We start from the raw sequence: 19,344 nt of genomic DNA on the forward strand, positions 1-19,344 counted from the left end.
ATATGAGCGCATTAAGAAATTATTTGAACAAGATAAAGCCGAACTTCGAGGAAGGTGGTAAGCTTCATGCTTTCCGTTCTCTTTTCGACGGCTTTGAGACGTTCCTCTATGTGCCTAACGACACAGCGAAGACGGGCGTCCATATTCACGACTCCATCGACTCAAAGCGCATTATGAGTATGGTGGTTATCGCCTTGATGCCTGCCATGCTGTTTGGCATGTACAATGTGGGCTATCAGAACTATCTGGCTGCAGGAACGCTGGCTTCGGCTTCATTCCTTGACATGTTCATCTTTGGATTCTTGGCAGTACTGCCCAAGATTCTCGTTTCATACATTGTTGGTCTGGGCATCGAGTTCGCATGGGCACAGTGGAAGGGTGAAGAGATTCAGGAAGGATTCCTCGTTTCAGGTATCCTCATCCCACTGATTGTTCCTGTCAACTGTCCGTTGTGGATTCTTGCCATCGCCGTTGCCTTCGCCGTGATTATCGGCAAAGAGATTTTTGGTGGCACAGGCATGAACATCTTCAATCCCGCATTGCTCTGTCGTGCATTCCTGTTCTTTGCTTATCCCACTAAGATGAGTGGTGACCAGGTATGGGTGGCTAATGAGTCTATCTTCGGCTTTGGTAACACACTGCCCGATGGCTTCACAATGGCTACGCCTCTTGGACAGATTGGTGCAGGCAACGACGTTACGGCTTCGCTTAACGACATGATTCTTGGTTTCATCCCAGGTTCTATTGGTGAGACAAGTGTCATCGCTATTGCCCTTGGCGCTATCCTGCTGCTTTGGACAGGCATCGCTTCATGGAAGACCATGCTGAGCGTGTTTGTTGGTGGTGGTCTCACAGCTTGTCTGTTCGAGAGCCTCGGCATGACTCCTATCACCTGGTATGAGCACCTGGTATTGGGTGGCTTCTGCTTTGGTGCTGTGTTCATGGCTACCGATCCTGTTACTTCTTGCCGTACTGAGTGTGGCAAGTGGTTCTATGGCTTCATCATTGGTGCAATGGCTGTTATCATCCGTGTGATGAATCCAGGCTATCCCGAAGGTATGATGCTGGCTATCCTGCTCATGAACATGTTTGCTCCTACCATTGACCACTTCGTAGTGGAGCGTAATATCTCAAAACGTATGAAGAGAGGAGGCAACTCTTAATTGAAAATTGAAAATTGATAATTGAAAATTATGAGCAAGCTAAATACAAATTCGAATACGTACATTATTATATATAGTACGATTCTTGTCATTATCGTAGCCTTCCTGCTGGCTTTCGTCTTCAAGGCGCTGAAGCCCATGCAGGATGCCAATGTGGCTCTCGATGTGAAGAAGCAGATTCTCTATTCACTCAACATCCGTAACCTTGATGGTGCTGAGGCTGAGGCTAAGTATGCTGAGGTTGTGAAGAACGAAGGTGAGGTTGATGGTCAGAAGTACTACGCCTGTGAGATTGATGGTGAGGACATCCTCGTGGTCTCGCTGAAAGGCATGGGACTTTGGGGCGGCATCAGTGGCTACATCTCTATTCATGGTGATGAGGTGCCTGTTGTCTATGGTGCTTATTTCAACCACGAAGGCGAGACAGCAGGTCTGGGTGCTGAGATCAAGGATTCTCAGGCATGGCAGGAGAAGTTCATTGGTAAGAAGGTCTTCGTTGATCCTGCCGATGGCAGCGAGGTGGCCCTTGGCGTAGTGAAGAAGGTGGATGATCCTGAGACACAGGTTGACTGTGTGACAGGTGCCACACTGACCTCTAATGGTGTGAACGATATGATTAAGGCAGGTCTGAAGGATGCTGGCAAGCGCTATGTAGAGCTGTTCGTTAAGATGGAATGCTGCAAAGACGAGCCTACCGATTCAGCTGCTGTTGAAGAACCTAAAGTAGAGGAGGAATAAACTATGGCATTATTTAGTAAACAGAATAAAGAGGCATTCACCAATCCGTTGAACCTCGACCACCCGATACTCGTTCAGGTGTTGGGTATCTGCTCGGCACTTGCTGTGACTTCTCAGTTGAAGCCCGCCATCGTGATGGGCTTGGCAGTTACAGTCATCACGGCTTTTGCCAATGTGATTATCTCTATCATCCGCAACACCATCCCTAATCGCATCCGCATCGTGGTACAGCTGGTAGTTGTGGCTGCGCTTGTGACTATTGTAAGTCAGGTGCTCAAGGCCTACGTCTATGATGTCAGCGTCGAGCTGAGCGTATATGTGGGACTTATCATCACCAACTGTATTCTGATGGGACGTCTTGAGGCTTTCGCTATGCAGAACAACCCTTGGCCTTCATTCCTCGATGGTGTGGGCAATGGTCTTGGCTATGCCATGATTCTTGTCATTGTCGGTGGCGTTCGTGAGTTCTTGGGACGTGGCTCATTGCTGGGCTTCCAGATTATTCCTGACGGAGCCTATGAAGCAGGCTACATCAACAACGGTATGATGACGATGCCCGCTATGGCACTCATCCTCGTGGGTATTGTGATTTGGGTACATCGTGCATATTTTTATAAGGAGAAGTAATTATGGAACATGCAATAAGTCTATTCTTTAGGTCGATTTTCGTCGACAACATGATATTCGCCTTTTTCCTCGGCATGTGCTCTTATCTGGCAGTGTCGAAGACGGTGAAGACCTCATTGGGACTGGGTATGGCTGTGACCTTCGTGCTCACAGTGACAGTACCTGTAAACTATCTTTTGCAGACTAAGGTGCTGGGCGATGGCTGTCTGGTAGAAGGCGTTGACCTCAGCTACCTGTCATTCATCCTCTTCATCGGCGTTATTGCAGGCATGGTGCAGCTCGTTGAGATGACTGTAGAGAAATACTCACCCTCGCTCTATGCTGCTCTGGGCATCTTCCTGCCTTTGATTGCTGTTAACTGCGCCATCATGGGTGCTTCGCTCTTCATGCAGCAGCGCATTCTGATGGAGCCGACAAGCACTCAGGCTATAACCTCTGTGTGGGATGCCATTGTCTATGGCTTCGGCTCAGGCATAGGCTGGACGCTCGCCATTGTCTCTCTGGGTGCTATCCGTGAGAAGATGCAGTATGGCGACGTTCCCCGTCCGCTTCAGGGCCTTGGCATTACGTTTATTGTGGTAGGCCTCATGGCTATGGCTATGATGTGCTTTAGTGGACTAAATATCTAAAAACCCACCCCCAACCCCTCCCGAGGGGAGGGGAGCCTGTATAGACTTGGAGACGTCAAAAAGTCTAATGGGTTTGGTGGTAGAAATAGTAATTTAAGTTTACAAATGTATAACATTTAATAAAAGGAGACCCCAAAAGTAACTCATCACCCCTCCCCTTGGGAGGGGAAGGAGTTGGGTTAAAGGGGTGGGTTCTATGATACAATTTATTTCTTATAGCATTGGAGTATTCCTCATTGTAATACTTCTTTTGGTAACCATCCTGCTGGTGGCAAAGAAATATCTCAGCCCCAGTGGAAATGTGAATATTGAGATTAATGGCGAGAACACCATCAACGTGCCTCAGGGCAGCAGCCTCATGGCTACGCTCAACGAGAACGGCATCTTCCTGCCTTCAGCTTGTGGTGGTAAGGCATCATGCGGACAGTGTAAGGTTCAGGTTCTCGAAGGCGGTGGTGAGATTCTCGACTCTGAGCGTCCTCACTTCTCTCGTAAGGAGATAAAGGCTGGCTGGCGCTTAGGCTGTCAGTGCAAGGTGAAGGGCGATTTGAAGATTCATGTTGATGAGTCTATACTTGGCGTTAAGGAGTACGAGTGTACTGTTATCTCCAACAAGAACGTGGCTACGTTCATCAAGGAGTTCAAGGTACAGCTTCCTGCAGGCGCTCACATGGATTTCCTGCCAGGCTCTTACGCTCAGATAAAGATTCCTGCATTTGACTGCATCGACTATGACAAGGACTTCGACAAGTCACTCATTGGCGAAGAGTATCTGCCATCATGGGAGAAGTTCGGACTGTTCCCACTTAAGTGTAAGAACCCCGAGCCAACCATCCGTGCTTACTCTATGGCTAACTATCCTGCTGAGGGTGATGTGTTCATGCTCACCGTTCGTATTGCTACACCACCGTTCAAGCCCGATCGCAGTGGCTTCATGGAGGTTAACCCAGGTATCGCATCGTCATACATCTTCTCTCTGAAGCCAGGCGATAAGGTAATAATGAGTGGCCCTTATGGTGATTTCCACCCACACTTCGATTCGAAGAAGGAGATGATTTGGGTAGGCGGTGGCGCTGGTATGGCTCCTCTCCGCGCTCAGATCATGCACATGACGAAGACCTTGCACACCACCGATCGCGAGATGCACTACTTCTATGGTGCACGTGCGCTGAACGAGGTGTTCTATCTCGACGACTTCCTCGGACTGGAGAAGGAGTTTCCCAACTTCCACTTTCATCTGGCTCTCGACCGTCCCGATCCCGCAGCCGATGCCGCAGGCGTGAAATATACTCCAGGCTTCGTTCATCAGGTGATGCTGAACACCTACCTGAAGGACCACGAGGCTCCAGAGGATATTGAGTACTACATGTGCGGACCTGGCCCAATGTCAAAGGCTGTCGTCTCAATGCTCGATAGCCTTGGTGTAGAACCGGAGTCTATCATGTACGATAACTTCGGAGGATAATACATTCCTTTCGTAACACATATTTTCGCCGATGCAACCTTCAAATAGGATTGTTTCGGCGATTTTCTTTGTGAAATGTTCCTTGTCAGCGTTAATTTTTTCTGTATTTTTGCCACTATGTACCCATAATTAATAATTTTTACTTACATTTGCAATCAAATTATGCAACTGAATAGTAAAGACTATGATGAAAACGTTTAAATATGTAGTCTGTATAGCCATTTTGTTAGGCTTTGTAACATCGGCACAGGCACAGCAAGTCCATAAGGTAAAGAAGCAGGAAACCATCTACGGCATAAGCCGCGACTATAACATCACGATAGACGAGCTTATGTCGGCAAACCCTGAGATGAAGAATGCTGATTTCAAGCTCAAGAAGGGCATGAAGATAAACATACCTGCGAAGGCTAAGGAAGAGGCTGTAAAAGAGCAGAAACTCACTAATAGTTCTGTTAGTGCTGCTCCAAAGCAGGTGGGCGATGTTCGTAATCGTGCCATTCGTTTGGGAGTTATGCTTCCCCTTCACGATGAGAATGGCGATGGCAAGCGCATGACAGAGTACTATCGTGGCGTCCTCATGGCTTGCGACAGTCTTCGTGAGCTTGGCATCTCTACCGATGTCTATGCGTGGAACCTCGCAGAGTATAGTGATGTGAGTTCTGTTCTGAGTGATCCCAATGCAGCCCGTTGTGACATTATCATTGGCCCTCTCTATTCCAAGCAGGTGCCTGAGCTGTCTAAATTCGTTGAGAAAAACGATATCATGATGGTTATTCCATTTTCCATCAATGCCCCCGATGTTCACACTAACCACAAGATTTTCCAGGTCTATCAGAACCAGAACGAGCAGAACGAATCTACTGTTCGTCGTTTCTGTGAGTGGTTCCGTGACTATCATTCAGTAATTATTGACTGTGGAGACACTACAAGCACCAAGGGCTCGTTCACGTCAATGCTTCGTCGTACGCTTGAGCAGCATGGCATGAAGTATAGCATCACAAATCTGAAACAATCGTCAGACAAAGCATTCAAGGCCTCCTTCGACGTGAATAAGAAGAACATCGTTGTTCTTAACACAGGTCGCTCTCCAGAGCTGCTTGCCACCTTTGGACGTCTGAGCAGCATAGCTACCGAGAATCCTGACATTCACATCGCCTTGTTCGGCTATACTGAGTGGATGATGTATGTGCAGCATCAGTTGGAGAACTTCTATAAGTATAATGTCTATCTTCCAACACCTTTCTACACCAACCTGCTTTCTTCTGCCACAGAACGCATCATGCAGAAATATCGCTGGAACTTCCATCAGGACATGATGGTGTCGCTGCCCCGTTTCGCCATTACAGGCTTTGACCATGCATATTTCTTCCTTATGGGTCTTCATAAGTATGGCAAGAACTTCGATGGCGCTGCAGGTCGTTTCGGCTATCAGCCGGTGCAGACACCGCTGAAGTTTGAGCGCGTAGGCAATGGTGGCTATAAGAATAAGGCATACATGTTTGTCCACTATATGCCTGAGCATAAGATTGAGGCTGTTAACTATTGATTGTTCTTTGATGAAGCGCTTACTATTATTTTTCTTCATAGCATTAGCATCAGCACAGCAGCTCTTTGCCCAGATTGGTGAATATCGTAATGAGTTCGCTATTGGTGGTGGAGCCGGTGTGGTGTTAAGCAATGTCGGCTTCATGCCCGAGGTGCCTCAGAAGTGGCATGAGGGTAGGATAGGGGGACTATCGTTCCGTTACACCTCTGAGAAATATTTTAACAGCGTCTGTGCTGTCGTGGCAGAGCTGAACTACGCCCAAGTGGGTTGGAAAGAAAAGATCCTCACTCGCGATGATGTCCCAGTGATAAACACTGTCACAGGTCAGGCTGAGAAATTCCAGCGCACACTTAGCTATATCCAGCTGCCTGTCCTTGCACGCTTAGGGTGGGGACGTGAGCGCAGTGGCTTCCAAGCATTCATTAACTTGGGCCCTCAGTTCGGCTATTATCTCAACAGCAAGACCGAGATGAACTTTAACCTTGCCCAGCGCAACGCTACCGATCGCACTTCGAAGATTGTAGCTCAGGACACCATGGCTGTCCAGCGTCCTTTCGACTACGGTATCGCTGTCGGCTTAGGACTTGAATACTCCCATCCCAAGGTGGGCCACTTCCTCATTGAGGGACGCTATTACTATGGCCTTGGCGATATATATAAAAACTCAAAGCGCGATTATTTCGGACGTTCAAACCTTAATAATATTGTCATCAAGGTGTCCTATCTGTTCGATATCAAGAAAACTAATAACCCAAAAATAAAATAAAACATGTTCAAAAATCATCCTAAAGGCCTGTTACAGGCTGCACTGAGCAACATGGGTGAACGCTTCGGCTACTACATCATGAATGCAGTGCTTGTGTTGTTCCTATGCTCAAAGTTCGGACTGTCTGACGTAACGAGTGGTTACATCTATTCTGCTTTCTATGCAGGCATCTATGTACTGAGCTTGGTTGGTGGTATTATTGCTGACCGCACCCAGAATTACAAGGGTACCATCATGACAGGTCTTATCATCATGGCTTCGGGCTATGTAATCCTGTCTGTTCCCATCTTGGCAACATCAGGCAACATCGTCTGGCTTCTGCCTCTTACCTGTCTGGCTTTGTTCCTTATAGCTTTTGGCAATGGCTTGTTCAAAGGCAATCTTCAGGCCATCGTTGGTCAGATGTATGACAATTTCGAGGCTGAGGCTGCAAAGAAAGGCGAGGAAGAGTTGCGCATGGCAAAGGAAAAGCGTGACTCTGGCTTCCAGATTTTCTATGTGTTCATCAATATTGGCGGACTCATTGCTCCATTCGTGGCACCTTTGCTCCGCTCATGGTGGCTTCAGGTTAACAACCTTACCTATGACTCATCGCTTCCAGCCCTTTGCCATCAGTACATCAACGAAGGCGCAGCTATGTCGGCCGACGCATTGAGCAATCTTAACGAGCTTGCAGTGAAGGCAGGCGGCTCTACTGCCGACCTTGGCGCATTCTGCTCACAGTATCTCGATGTCTTCAACACCGGCATTCACTATTCGTTCATTGCCTCTGTAGTGGCAATGGCCATCTCGTTGACCATCTTTGTTCTCTCACGTGGCATGTTCCCCACACCAGGCAAGAAAGCAGCCGTGGTGTCTGAGTCTTACACTGAGGAGGAGAAGAAGGCTATGGCAACTGAGATCAAGCAGCGCATGTATGCCCTGTTCGCTGTATTGGGTATTGCTGTGTTCTTCTGGTGGTCATTCCATCAGAATGGTACTTCTATGTCGCTCTTCGCACGTGACTTCAGCAACACCTCTATTTTCCCGCCTGAGATATGGCAGGCTGTTAACCCATTCTTCGTTATCGTGCTTACTCCAATCATCATGTGGCTCTTCGGCACTATGGCACGCAATGGACAGGAGATTTCTACTCCACGTAAGATTGCCTATGGCATGGGTATCGCCGGTGTGGCCTATCTCTTCATGACGGTGTTCTGCTATGCACAGTCTTATCCTTCAGCAGAAGTGTTCACTTCTATGGATACCAATGTTGCTTCAGGCATGAAGGCTGGCGCATGGGTGCTCATAGTTTACTATTTCTTCATGACAGTTGCCGAGTTGTTCATCTCTCCGCTGGGTCTCTCTTTCGTTTCCAAGGTTGCTCCTAAGCATCTGCAGGGACTCTGTCAGGGTCTGTGGCTTGGTGCTACTGCTGTAGGCAATGGCCTGCTGTGGATAGGTCCTCTCATGTATAACAAATGGCCCATCTGGCAGTGCTGGGCAGTGTTCCTCGCTGTCTGCCTCATCTCTATGGGTGTCATGTTTGGCATGGTGAAGTGGCTTGAGCGTGTTACGAAGTAATTCTTTATTATGACAGACAACACTCTGAACATTTATCTTGACGAAATAGGACAGGTGTCGCTTCTCTCTGAAGACGAGGAGCGGCGCCTGTCTGCTCGTATAAAGGCTGGCGATGAGCGTTCACTTAACAAGCTTGTTGAGGCCAACCTGCGCTTTGTGGTTTCCATAGCCCGTCAGTATCAGGGTAAGGGCCTGACCATGGACGACCTCATCAGCGAGGGTAACATCGGACTGGTTAAAGCAGCTGGTAAGTTCGATGCCACCCGTGGCTTGCGCTTCGTAAACTATGCTGTGGTGTTCATCCGTGAGCAGATAGAGAAGGCCCTGAAGATGGAGAGCAAGGAGATGCGCCTTGAGAATGTGAAGGATGGTGAGACTCGTTCCATCGATGCTCCTCTTGGCGGACGCACGGAGATGAATCTTCTCTCCGTTCTTGTCAACCAGAACTCGCCCCTTGCCGACGAGCGCACCTATAGCAATGCTGTCGCAAGGAATATTGAGCGTGTGCTCATGCTTCTCAATGAACGTGAATACAAGGTTATCTCTGCATACTACGGTATAGAGCGTGACCACATGACAATGGCCGAGATAGCCTCAGAGCTTAATCTCAAGCGCGAACGTGTCCGTCAGATACGAGACCGTGCCGTTCGTCGCATGAAGAAGAATTTCAAGCAGCTCTAACCTCTCACCTCTAACCTCTTAAAACTCCACAATCACCTTTCCGTTAAGCTGTCTTCCTGTCAGGTAGTTAGGCACAGCCCACTGCATGTTGCTTACATCGGTCACCCAGTAATAGGAGTTTACGTTAGAAATTCCGAAGAGGTTAAGACAGTCCAGTCCCACCCACAGACGCTTGAATCCCCATCTGCTGTTTTGCGCTTTCTGACTATTGTCAGTCTCGCCAAGCAGCAGATAGTTTATTCCTATGTCTGCACGCTTATAGGCAGGCGCACGGAAGTTCTGTCCTTCCAGTCCGCGGTGAGGTGCTCCAAAGGGCAGTCCGTCGGCATAGGCCAGTCTTAGCGTCATCTTGCAGCGCTCTGTGCCAGGGAAATAGTCAGTGAAATGCAGGTTCACGGCATAGCGCTGGTCTGTAGGCATGGGCACCCACTGTCCGTTGAACTTCTGTTGTGTGCGCATGAGTGAGAATGTGAGCCACGAGTCGGTGCCAGGCACAAACTCGCCATAGAGCTTCATGTCCAGACCTGTGGCATAGCCTGATGTGAGGTTCTCGCCGTAGTATGTCACCTTCACGTTCTGCACGTTGTAGGGTATGAGGTTCGACAGCGCCTTGTAGTAAGCCTCGGCAGTGAACTTAAACGGACGGTTCAGCATCTTGAACCTGTAGTCGAAGGCAGCTATGAACTGTATCGAGCGCTGGCTCTTTATCTTCTCGTTGAGTGTTGCCACGGTTATGTTGTTCTGTAGCATCGTGGTGTCGCGAATCTCCTTGTAGAACGGTGCCTGGTAATATATGCCTGTGGCGAGGCGCAGCGTCACGTCGTTGTTCCATGAAGGCACCACTGCCAGCGACAGTCTTGGCGAAACTATCGTCTCACGGTTGAAGCTCCAGTTGGCGAAACGCACACCATAGGTCAGCGTGTAGAACGTCATCGCCGCCTCCTCGTCGCCAGTCTTCGTTGCATCTTCTGTCGTCCCTCCAGTGTTCCATTTGTATATGTCCTGCAGGTAGCCCTCCACTCGGCGTGACGACACCTCGTTCTTCGCTGCGAGGGTATATATCAGGTCCAATCTGTTTTCTTTGTGGGGCACAGAGTATCCGCTTGAGTCGCGCATCTCCCATTCGCGGTTCTGCTCGCTTATTTTCTCCCATTTCATAGTCAGCGCACCCTCAATGTCGTGGCGCTTCAGCTTCTTCTCCACCATCAGTTTCAGGCTCTGCACTCGCGCTGTGAGATAGTTGCGTGCATGCTCCATGTATGTTCCCACGCCGAGGTTCTCCGACGACTGCGACTCGTCCAGCCAGTACTGTCCTTGAATGTCGTAGCGCTCCTGCTCCTTGGTGTGGAATGCCGACCATAGCAGTCTCACGTTCGTTGAGTCACCTATGTGTCGTGTCAGGCTTGCTGCTCCGAAGAATGTGCGGAACACGTCCTTCTCCTGTCCGTCGAAATAAACCTTGAATGACTTCACGTCTCTCATCGTGCCAAACGATGTCTCTCTGTCCGAAGGCTTGAAGTTATAGTGGTTCTCCGAAATGTTGCCCAGCACGTCTAAGGTCCATCTCCTGTTAGGCTGATAAATGAAATAAGCCTGATAGTCCAGGAAGCTCGGACGATATTCGCCATGCTCGTCCAGCGAGCCCAGCAGGTATCTGTTGGTCTTGTAGCGCACACCCTGGCTCAGCGCCATCTTCTTGTTGCTCAGACCCACATAGGCGCTTGCTCCCAGCAGCGATGCCATTGCCGTGGCCTCAAACGCCTTCGGACGCTTATATGTTATGTCGAGTGCCGATGACATCTTGTCGCCATATTTCGCAGAATATCCGCCACTTGAGAAGCCCACCTTCTCCACCATGTCAGGGTTTATTACCGACAGGCCCTCCTGCTGTCCGCTGCGTATGAGCAACGGGCGATACACCTCCACATTGTTTATATATACCGAGTTCTCGTCAAACGAGCCTCCGCGCACGTTGTATTGCGATGACAGCTCGTTGTGCGTCGATACTCCTGCCTGCTGCTGTATCAGCTCCTCCACGGCGTTGCCACTTGCCGATGGCGCTGTCTTCATGTCTTTTATGTCTATCTGCTCCGTCTGCGATGTCTGGCGTCGCTTCTGTTCCACCACCACCTCGCTCAGGTCGTCTATGGGCATCATCGTTATGTTCAGCGTCTGTGTGGTGCGAGGCTTGCGCAGGGTGCGCGTGCGTGCCTTGTATCCCACCATTGAGAACTTCACCACCACCGAGTCTTCCGTGTGCAGCTTCATCGAGAACTCACCCTTCAGGTTCGTCATCGTCACCTTGCCCTGTGACAGACAGCTCACCGTGGCCAGCTCCAGCGCGTTGCCCTCGCTGTCGCTCACCTTGCCTTTCAGCGTGAACGTCTGTGCCACACAGCAAAAGCTCACCATTATCATGGCGAGTGTCATCAGTTGGCGTAAGACAATTGTTCTCATCTTCTTTACTAAACGCAGGAATCCTTCAATTATTATATTGATTATTTTGTTTTGTGTGCTTTTTCCACTACCTTTGCACCCAATTAAGAAAAAAAACACTATGGCACAGAACAAGAAACGCAGATGGCACTGCCTCCCTGGGCAGGAGCCAACAGAGATGGACAAGCAGATAATGTATTGGGAGAACAAGGGAAAGCTCGTTCCCACTCGCGACCTCATCAAAACGCCTGAACAGATAGAAGGCATCCGCAAGGCAGGCATCGTCAACACCGGCGTGCTCGACGAGGTGGCAAAGACCATCCATGCCGGCATGTCAACCCTCGAGATTGACCAGATATGCCGCAAATACTGTGAAGATCATGGCGCCATTCCAGCATGTCTCAACTACGAAGGCTTCCCCATGAGCGTCTGCACCAGCATCAACGAGGTTGTCTGTCACGGCATCCCCAAGGAGGAAGACATCCTTGAGGAGGGCGACATCATCAATGTTGACTTCACCACCATCCTCGATGGCTATTATGCCGATGCCTCACGCATGTTCATCATCGGCAAGACCACCCCTGAGAAGGAGCAGCTCGTCAAAGTTGCCAAGGAGTGTCTTGAGATAGGCATGGAGGCCGCCAAGCCCTACGGCTTCGTTGGCGACATTGGTCATGCCATCGAGAAGCACTGTAAGAAATACGGCTATGGCATCGTGCGCGACCTTGCCGGTCATGGCGTGGGCTTGAAGTTCCACGAGGAGCCTGATGTCGACCACTACGGTCATCGCGGCACAGGCATGCTGCTCGTTCCAGGCATGGTGTTCACCATTGAGCCAATGATCAACATGGGCACATGGAAGGTCTTCATCGATGCCGACGACCCTTACGGATGGGAGGTCATCACTGAAGACGAGCTTCCCTCCGCCCAGTGGGAGCACACCCTCGTCATGACAGACCACGGCGTAGAGGTGCTGACACACTAATCATTATTTATATATAGATAGCAAAAAACTTCCGATGATTACCCTTCTGGTAGTTATCGGAAGTTTTTCGTTTTATGGTAGAAATATCAACTTTTATCTTATAAAAATGGAAATAAAGGTAGATCTTTCTATCTTTGCACCATGTTTTGTGCATGACATGCATCATGTATTGTTATTGTATCGCCATCAATGGAATATGCGTAATACCAATTACCTGTATGTGCCATATGCCATTTCTGCCATCGCTCAATAATAGGTTTACGACGTGGAACGGATTGTTCAATACAATAGATAGCATCAACCGTTTGGTTGATATATCTCAGCATATCGTAATATGAATATATGTTTGGGTATTTAAGACAAACATTTCTGTAGAAAGACCTCACCTTTTTTACGGCAAGAGGTTTGATGTTGTAGTTATATTGCATCTTTAATACCGTATATAGAGTTGAGGTCGCTTATCAGCATTGCCCTAAGTTCCTCTGGTGTATAGCCTTCCTTCTCTTCAGGTAAAGCTATTGAATCATCCTCATAGAGTGATGGGTCTGAATAGTCTATATTCAGTTCTTTAGGAGTTTCATGCTGAATAAACAGTCCCGTAGCCAATAATGCTGCAAGTTTCTGGCTGGCCACGCTGTCATTCTCGTTATACGATAATGTTATAGTACACATCTTAGATGTAATTATGATATCGCTGCAAAGTTAGGAAGATTTTATGAAACTTCCAAGGAAAACTCGTTTCTTTTTCTAACTCACCCCCCTCCCTCGGGCGCTCGGCGTTTGCGAAGCTTCTAATTTAAACCCCTCCCCTCGGGAGGGAAGGGGTGGGTTCTACATACAACTCTGCACTCCGAGGCTTGTTGCTATCGCGGTGAGTATTGCCGCGAGTGTCTGCAAAATAAATTTCCACGTTTCGTTCTTCATAGCTTTTCTTTTTTTAACAACGGATTTCACGGATTTCACGGATTTTTTTCTCGCGTTCTTCTTTTTTAACAACGGATTTCACGGATTTCACGGATTTTTTTCTCGCGTTCTTTTCTAACTCATCCCCCTCCCCTCGGGAGGGGAAGGGGTGGGTTTTAGGTTTTAAGGCTCTTCCTCCACTGCCCCAGGGTTCGGCGTCTCATTGCCGTTGCCGCTTCCGCTTCCGTCGCCCAGATATCCGCCTTCGAGACCGATCTTTGTGGTGAGCGTGTTGCTCTGTCGCATCACCCTTGCGGTGTAGATGCTGTTCTTGCTCTGGTCGGCGAGGAACTTCACGCCTATGCGAGTGATGTTCTTCGAGATGTCGAAGTCTTCGGAGCTGTCCGCACCTGTGGAGCTGGCTCCCAGGTAGAGCGTGCCTATGCCGTCGAGCTTCACCTTGTAGCCCTCTGCCAGCTGCTCTGCTATGCAGTGCATCAGCTTGCGGGTCACGCCCAGCACCACGTCGTCGGTGTACACGGAGCCGTGCTTCATGATGTGGTTGGCCAGCTCATCGGTGCCCATTGTGCCGCGGTGGAGCACCTTGCCATACCACTTGCCGTAACACTTCGTCAGCTTCTCGTTTGTGTTCTGATACTTCTTAATTGTAATTGTTCCCATAGTTTTTAATAGTTTAACGGTTTAAGTTGTTTAAGTAGTTTAATGGTTTAAAAGTTTAAGTTGTTTAAGTAGTTTGAGTTCTCTCGTGAGCGTTCTTCCTGATTGCTGGCGGTGTTTTTTCTAAACGCCGCGTGCGTTCTTTCTAAACGCTCGTTGTGTGTCATTCGAATGATGTTGCAAAGGTACTAAGATTTTGACGCGCTCGCAAATTATCGCGCTAAAAACAGCCATTTTTGAGGGGTATTTTTCGCCCTTATTTTGCAAAAAAATTATGTGCGCTGTGAGACTCTTTAAACACAGTTAAAACGGACTTTCGGACTCGGACGTTCGGACGTTATGGTGTTTTCAAAAAACAAGGACGAAAAACCATATTAATATATAATTATATATTAATATGAATAAATTATTATATAATTATGGTTTTTGGCTATTCTTTCCCTTCTTATCCCTAAAATTTTAGCTAAACGTCCGAACGTCCGAGTCCGAAAGTCTGTTTTCTAATTTTGCTGTAGAAATATTTGGTAGAGCTAGATTTTATGTTTATCTTTGCATCACATAAACACTAAAGACCAAATATGAGGAATCTGAATATTATTCATAACGCATTGATACACAGGGAATTACCCCCCCCTATAACCTCATGTAGTGTAAAATCCTCAGCACATTTTCATACAATACATAACCTGCTGCATAGGGCTACTGCCTCGTGCGGCAGTCTTGCTGTGTGCCTGTCTTTCCTGCTGTTGGCTTCACCCTTACTGTTGACACAGCTTGGGCGGGCACCATTCATCTAACATATTGAGATTTTAGCGAAAATCTATATACATTTCCCCTTTTTGGGGAGTTATGTTTTTCAATGTTATATTACCCCTCGCGGTTCGCGAGAATAGCGAGGTTTTTAAAGAGAAAAAAGTGATTGGAGGTTAGCCCCCTGTCACTCTCGAGAAGATTTTTGTTCATAAACAATATTAATTGTTAAGGTTTAGCCCGCTGGGCTGTGAAGCTCGGCGGGATTTTTAAAGAAGAAAATACTATGTTCAATATAAACAACAAATATAAGCAACAGGACATCATAGCCATGAAGATAGCTCAGCGCTATGGTCTCACCAGCGAGTACAAGGCTGCTCGCAGTCATGGTCTGTCGCCCATCGAGGCGCTGGAAGACTGGGATATGATGACCCCTGAAGACTATAAGTTGTTTGAAGAATAAAACAAGATATATGGCAACAATAAATAAAGAAGATTTAAAGAGAGAACTGGGTAACCTAATATGGAAGATGGCTACCAACTTGGTGCATGGAGGCAAAGTGTCTTCTGTGCAGTTTATGGATTACACTTTGGGAACCCTGTTCTATCGTTTTATTAGCGAGAATATCACTGACTATTGTAATAAACTGATGACTGACGCAGGAGTGCCGAATGCCGACTATCTCCACATGGATGATGCGATGGCTGAGAATGCACGTGCTCAGATTGTCAAAGCAAAAGGATTTTTTATCCTGCCATCACAGCTATTCAAGCGTGTGGCTGATGGGGCAAAGAGTAATGATGAGTTGAATACCACTCTTGCCAATAACTTCAGGGCTATAGAAGAGAGTGCAATCGGCACGCCATCGGAAGATGATGTGAGAGGCCTATTCAATAACTTCAACACTAATGACCAAGGACTGGGGACCACCGTTGCAGAACGCAATGAACTTCTAACCACACTATTGGAGAGTGTCAGAGACCTTGATTTCTCTACCTATATAGAAAGTGGACTGGATGTGTTTGGCATCTGCTACGAACACCTTATCAAGATGTATGCGCTGAACAGCGGTACTAAGGGAGGCGAGTTCTATACTCCAGCAGAGGTGAGTTACCTGTTGGCGCAGATAGCAGCAGCAGGTCGAAAGACTGTCAACAAAGTTTATGACCCTGCTTGTGGTTCTGGTTCATTGTTGCTGAACTTCAATCTTGTGTTAGGCGCGAAGAATGTGCGAGAGGGATTCTTTGGACAGGAGATAAACCTAAAAACCTATAACCTCTGTCGAATGAACATGTTTCTGCACAACGTGAACTATGATCATTTCGACATCCAGCTTGGTGACACCTTGCTCGATCCCAAACACGAGATGGATGAGCCCTTCGATGCCATTGTGTCGAATCCACCTTACTCTGTGCCTTGGCCTGGCGATAGCGATATCACTTTGATTAACGATCCTCGCTATTCTCCTGCAGGTGTGTTGGCACCCAAGTCAAAGGCTGACTTTGCTTTTACGATGCACATGCTTTCGTGGCTATCCACAGAGGGTACGGCTGCCATCGTAGAGTTCCCTGGCATTCTCTATCGTGGAGGTGCAGAGCAGAAAATCAGAAAGTATCTGGTGCAGAACAACTATATTGACACCATAATCCAGCTACCCAGCAACCTTTTCTTTGGAGCCTCTATCGCTACTTGTATCATTGTGTTGAAGAAGAACAAGAGCGACAACCGAGTTTGCTTTATTGATGCCTCACAGGAGTTTGTTCACGAAGGCAATAAGAACAAACTTTCGCCAGCCAATCAAGAGCGAATCTATAAGGCTTGTATGGCGAAGGAAGAAGAAAAACACTTCTGTCATGTAGTGACAACAAAGGATATTGAGGCAGAGGATTACAATCTGAGTGTCAGCACCTATGTAGAGCAGGAAGATACTCGTGAGGCAGTTGACATTGAGAAACTGAATGCAGAGATAGCTGAAATTGTAGCTCGTCAAAGCACGCTACGCACTCAGCTGGATGCCATCATCAAGGAATTAGAGGAGGATGCAGCATGAGTGAGATAAAGAAACTTATCGAAAGACTTTGCCCAGATGGGGTTGAGTATAAGAAGTTGGGGGAAGTTTGCGTTATGCAACGCGGAACTTCAATGACTAAAAAGAATGCAGTTGAAGGCGATATTCCTGTTATATCAGGAGGAAAAGAACCTGCTTTCTATATTAATAAGTCTAATCGTGAAGGCGAAACAATAACAGTAGCAGGAAGTGGTGCAGGAGCAGGTTATGTGCAATACTGGAACAAACCAATATTTGTCAATGATGCATTTTCGGTTAAAGGTTCTGAAGAATTGCTTACAAAATATGTGTACTATTGCATGAAAAATATGCAAGAGCAGATTACTGGTACTCAAAAAGGTGGTGGTGTTCCTCATGTACACATTTCCAGCATTGATAACTTCGAAATCCCTGTACCTCCCATCGAGGTGCAGAGTAAAATTGTCGAGTATCTCGACAATTTTACGGAGCTAGAAGCGGAGCTAGAAATAAAGTTAGAAGCGGAGCTAGAAGCAAGGCGAAAGCAATACGAATATTACAGGAATCAACTCCTGACATTCGACAAAGATAAAGGGGCAAGATTTGATGTAAAGTGGATGAAGATGAGTGAGGTTGGAACATTTACAAGAGGAAAACGTTTTGTGAGGACTGATATCGTTGAAGATGGAGTTCCCTGCATCCACTATGGGGATATGTACACCTATTATGGCTTGAAAGCATACAAAGCGAAAACTCACCTTACACCTGAAAAAGCGCAGAAAATGCGTTTTGCAAAAAAGAATGATGTAGTAATTGTTGGAGCTGGTGAAAACAAAAATGATATAGGTGTAGGTGTCGCATGGTTGGGAGAAGAAGATGTTGCAGTGCATGATGCCTGTTATATTTTCTCAAGCGATTTATACCCACAATACGTATCACATTTCTTAAGAACAGAATCATATCATAAACAAATTTATCCTCTTGTTTCTGAGGGAAAGATTTGTTCTATCTCAGCGCAGAGTATAGGTAGGGCAATTATTCCTATCCCCCCATTGGAAGAGCAACAAAGAATCGTCTCCATCCTTGACCGCTTTGAGACACTGACTACCGACCTGCAGAGTGGTTTGCCAGCAGAGATTGAAGCAAGGCGCAAACAATACGAATATTATAGAGAGAAACTATTGACATTTAAGCGATATGGCAAATTACAATAGCTACCCTTATTCTCGCATGTTTTCTTTTATTGAGAGAAAATGCGATATACTTAATGACAAAAAGAATTACATTAAGTATATTCTTTCAATGGAGTATGCTAATTCATTAGATGAACTCATCAAAATATACAATAACAGTTATAAGATATTAGCTTATTTGTTTTTTGAAAACAAAAGACTTCCTAAGAATTGGTATGTGACTGAAACCTGGGGACATGACAATAACTGGCTTTTAGACGATTTAAACTTCTGCCTAAATGAAAATATTCTAAACTGGATAAGAAAGCAAAATATGCCAACGGAAAGTCAGGCTCTTGCCTGTCTTGCAAATTTGCACGATTCCAAAAATACAAATTATGTCCAAAATCAAATTCTTTCAATAGTTGCTCCGAAAGTATATAAGGGAATAGAACATTTATCAAGGGTCAGATCTAACTTAACAAATATTCGTAAGCTTATTGAGAAAGGCGCAAGAGACTTAAGGGTTAAATCTCAATACATATCAAATTGTCGATATATGTCTGGCAATGGGCGGATATTCGACATTGCGGAAATATCTGTTGGTAATGATATCGGAATTAATTTTGAAAATCTAAAAGAAGAATACGAAAATGAAATCATTAGAATTAAAAAAGAGGAGGAAGAAAAGCAGAGAATAGAAAAAGAAAAAGGAATAAAACTAAAAGAGATTGGTATTATACTATCTATCATTTATATCGTTATTATTGTTATCTGGTATATAAACAATCTTTCTATATTTGAGGATGGTTGGAAATATTATCTTTTTTTTGTTTTTGTAGGAATAATATGCTTATTAATGAGCTACGGAATTACACGAGAACGAAAAAGAAAGAAAAAATTATCAGAATTAGAACTTAAATCTGAAAGGGAATTTAAGAAAGCTGCTATTGTTTTATTTTCATTGCCATTATGGTTACCAATAATTGCTTTTATCAATTTTATAGCGCATGGCATTTTTAAGGCTATATTTTTTATACTGGTAATATTAGCACTTATATCATTACTATAAAAATCTTTTAGCAAACAATTGATTATATGAAAATAATATTTATTTTATTTATCGTAGTCTTAATTAGCGGGATTTCGAATGCCCAAAGTATGTTATGCATTTACAAGGGCGGCTATAGGCAAGGCGCAAACAATACGAATACT

At 46.3% G+C, this 19,344-nt stretch carries 18 protein-coding genes; 14 read left to right on the top strand and 4 right to left on the bottom strand.

What is annotated here, in order from left to right; all coding sequences use genetic code 11:
* Positions 1-2 precede the first annotated feature (2 nt).
* From M1L52_RS10110 to M1L52_RS10150, 9 genes are all read left to right on the top strand, one after another.
* Positions 3-1,163 carry an NADH:ubiquinone reductase (Na(+)-transporting) subunit B gene (locus M1L52_RS10110; protein WP_248614876.1) on the top strand — a complete coding sequence of 387 codons (1,161 nt, stop codon included), beginning with the start codon at positions 3-5 and terminating at the stop codon, positions 1,161-1,163.
* A gap of 30 nt (positions 1,164-1,193) precedes the next feature.
* Positions 1,194-1,901 carry an FMN-binding protein gene (locus M1L52_RS10115; protein ID WP_248614877.1) on the top strand — a complete coding sequence of 236 codons (708 nt, stop codon included), beginning with the start codon at positions 1,194-1,196 and terminating at the stop codon, positions 1,899-1,901.
* 3 nt (positions 1,902-1,904) lie between these two features.
* Entirely contained in the window at positions 1,905-2,528 is a 624-nt protein-coding gene (locus M1L52_RS10120; protein ID WP_248614878.1) for an NADH:ubiquinone reductase (Na(+)-transporting) subunit D, read from the top strand.
* 2 nt (positions 2,529-2,530) lie between these two features.
* Positions 2,531-3,157, top strand: a complete 627-nt coding sequence (gene nqrE / locus M1L52_RS10125; RefSeq protein WP_248614879.1) for an NADH:ubiquinone reductase (Na(+)-transporting) subunit E — start codon at positions 2,531-2,533, stop codon at positions 3,155-3,157.
* Positions 3,158-3,353: 196 nt separating this feature from the next.
* A complete protein-coding gene (gene nqrF / locus M1L52_RS10130; protein WP_248614880.1) occupies positions 3,354-4,622 on the top strand; it encodes an NADH:ubiquinone reductase (Na(+)-transporting) subunit F in 1,269 nt (422 codons plus the stop codon).
* A gap of 184 nt (positions 4,623-4,806) precedes the next feature.
* Entirely contained in the window at positions 4,807-6,168 is a 1,362-nt protein-coding gene (locus tag M1L52_RS10135) for a LysM peptidoglycan-binding domain-containing protein (RefSeq protein ID WP_248614881.1), read from the top strand.
* A 10-nt stretch (positions 6,169-6,178) separates the two neighbouring features.
* The gene (locus M1L52_RS10140) at positions 6,179-6,934 is read left to right on the top strand and encodes a porin family protein (protein WP_248614882.1); all 756 of its coding nucleotides are present in this window, start codon (positions 6,179-6,181) and stop codon (positions 6,932-6,934) included.
* A 3-nt stretch (positions 6,935-6,937) separates the two neighbouring features.
* Positions 6,938-8,497, top strand: a complete 1,560-nt coding sequence (locus tag M1L52_RS10145) for a peptide MFS transporter (protein WP_248614883.1) — start codon at positions 6,938-6,940, stop codon at positions 8,495-8,497.
* Positions 8,498-8,506: 9 nt separating this feature from the next.
* Complete coding sequence (locus M1L52_RS10150; protein ID WP_248614884.1) at positions 8,507-9,178, top strand: sigma-70 family RNA polymerase sigma factor; 672 nt, start codon at positions 8,507-8,509, stop codon at positions 9,176-9,178.
* 18 nt (positions 9,179-9,196) lie between these two features.
* On the opposite strand, the gene M1L52_RS10155 is transcribed toward M1L52_RS10150, so the two are convergent.
* Complete coding sequence (locus M1L52_RS10155; RefSeq protein ID WP_248614885.1) at positions 9,197-11,635, bottom strand: carboxypeptidase-like regulatory domain-containing protein; 2,439 nt, start codon at positions 11,633-11,635, stop codon at positions 9,197-9,199.
* A 100-nt stretch (positions 11,636-11,735) separates the two neighbouring features.
* On the opposite strand from M1L52_RS10155, the gene map reads away from it, so the two are divergent.
* On the top strand, positions 11,736-12,599 hold the full coding sequence (gene map, locus M1L52_RS10160) for a type I methionyl aminopeptidase (RefSeq protein ID WP_248614886.1): 864 nt from the start codon (positions 11,736-11,738) through the stop codon (positions 12,597-12,599).
* Positions 12,600-13,016: 417 nt separating this feature from the next.
* Here the strand turns inward: map and M1L52_RS10165 are convergent, their stop codons facing one another.
* The 3 genes from M1L52_RS10165 to M1L52_RS10175 all read right to left on the bottom strand — a co-directional run bounded on the left by M1L52_RS10165 (position 13,017) and on the right by M1L52_RS10175 (position 14,183).
* Positions 13,017-13,271 carry a hypothetical protein gene (locus M1L52_RS10165; RefSeq protein WP_248614887.1) on the bottom strand — a complete coding sequence of 85 codons (255 nt, stop codon included), beginning with the start codon at positions 13,269-13,271 and terminating at the stop codon, positions 13,017-13,019.
* A gap of 159 nt (positions 13,272-13,430) precedes the next feature.
* The gene (locus M1L52_RS10170) at positions 13,431-13,523 is read right to left on the bottom strand and encodes a smalltalk protein (protein WP_248614888.1); all 93 of its coding nucleotides are present in this window, start codon (positions 13,521-13,523) and stop codon (positions 13,431-13,433) included.
* A gap of 162 nt (positions 13,524-13,685) precedes the next feature.
* Positions 13,686-14,183, bottom strand: a complete 498-nt coding sequence (locus M1L52_RS10175; RefSeq protein ID WP_248614889.1) for a hypothetical protein — start codon at positions 14,181-14,183, stop codon at positions 13,686-13,688.
* A 1,033-nt stretch (positions 14,184-15,216) separates the two neighbouring features.
* On the opposite strand from M1L52_RS10175, the gene M1L52_RS10180 reads away from it, so the two are divergent.
* From M1L52_RS10180 to M1L52_RS10195, 4 genes are read left to right on the top strand one after another with little or no spacing between them, the layout of a single operon-like run.
* Positions 15,217-15,393 (top strand): hypothetical protein, encoded by a 177-nt coding sequence (locus M1L52_RS10180; RefSeq protein WP_248614890.1) that lies wholly within the window; start codon positions 15,217-15,219, stop codon positions 15,391-15,393.
* A 10-nt stretch (positions 15,394-15,403) separates the two neighbouring features.
* The gene (locus tag M1L52_RS10185) at positions 15,404-16,981 is read left to right on the top strand and encodes a type I restriction-modification system subunit M (RefSeq protein ID WP_248614891.1); all 1,578 of its coding nucleotides are present in this window, start codon (positions 15,404-15,406) and stop codon (positions 16,979-16,981) included.
* The gene (locus tag M1L52_RS10190) at positions 16,978-18,171 is read left to right on the top strand and encodes a restriction endonuclease subunit S (RefSeq protein WP_248614892.1); all 1,194 of its coding nucleotides are present in this window, start codon (positions 16,978-16,980) and stop codon (positions 18,169-18,171) included. Before M1L52_RS10185 ends, M1L52_RS10190 begins: the two co-directional genes overlap by 4 nt.
* A complete protein-coding gene (locus M1L52_RS10195; RefSeq protein ID WP_248614893.1) occupies positions 18,155-19,201 on the top strand; it encodes a hypothetical protein in 1,047 nt (348 codons plus the stop codon). Before M1L52_RS10190 ends, M1L52_RS10195 begins: the two co-directional genes overlap by 17 nt.
* The last annotated feature ends 143 nt before the right edge of the window (positions 19,202-19,344 follow it).

This window comes from Prevotella sp. E13-27, assembly GCF_023217965.1.
Taxonomy (GTDB): domain Bacteria; phylum Bacteroidota; class Bacteroidia; order Bacteroidales; family Bacteroidaceae; genus Prevotella.